The organism is Bradyrhizobium semiaridum, from assembly GCF_020329505.1.
Classification (GTDB): Bacteria; Pseudomonadota; Alphaproteobacteria; order Rhizobiales; family Xanthobacteraceae; genus Bradyrhizobium; species Bradyrhizobium semiaridum.
In genome coordinates this window covers 1-643 of the sequence record NZ_JAGKJJ010000093.1, presented here as the reverse complement: position 1 = coordinate 643, position 643 = coordinate 1, and the positions used below count along the sequence as shown (strand labels likewise).

Genomic DNA, 643 nt, shown 5'->3' with positions numbered 1-643 from the left:
CAGATCGGCAATCCGCTCGACATCTACCAGCGGCCGGCGACCACCTTCGTCGCCTCCTTCATCGGTGCGCCGCCGATGAATTTGATGCCGCTGCGCTCGGACGAGCTGGCCTCCCAGGTCACGGGTGCCGACGGCGCCGGCATCGTCGGCATCCGCCCCGAGGATTTCGTCATCTCCGGGGAGACCGTCGCCGGCGGAGTCGCGCTCGGCTTGACGGTCGAGGCGATCGAGCATGTCGGCGCCGAAACCTTCGTCTATGGCAGCCGCCAGCGCGAGGAGCAGGGCGTGGCCGCCGGCCCCGGGAACCCGTACGATCACCTCGCCGGGCGGCAGGTCGCCGGGGTTGGCGGCCCGGCGATTGGGGAGCGGATCCGGGTGGTCGCCCCCCGCGACAAGCTGCATCTTTTTACGGCGGATGGCCGCAAGCGCGTCGGGAAATAACCGATCGGGAAGAATTTAGCCTCATGTTGCAGGCGTTTAGGCTGGTTTCGGGGCGGCTTGAACGCTATCCAGAACACCCCATATTGCTCACTGACCGGCGGGCCAAGACGGCCCGCCGGTTGCATGGGGCGCCGCAAGGGCCCCTCAAAGTCGCTTCGAGAGGACTTTGTAATGTCTCGTGTTCCATCGTTGTCCAGTCCGT

General features: G+C 66.4%; 1 protein-coding gene. It reads left to right on the top strand.

What is annotated here, in order from left to right:
* Positions 1-441 (top strand): TOBE domain-containing protein (locus J6500_RS31615; RefSeq protein WP_376707879.1); only part of this gene is annotated, 441 nt, incomplete at its 5' end.
* Positions 442-643 lie beyond the last annotated feature (202 nt).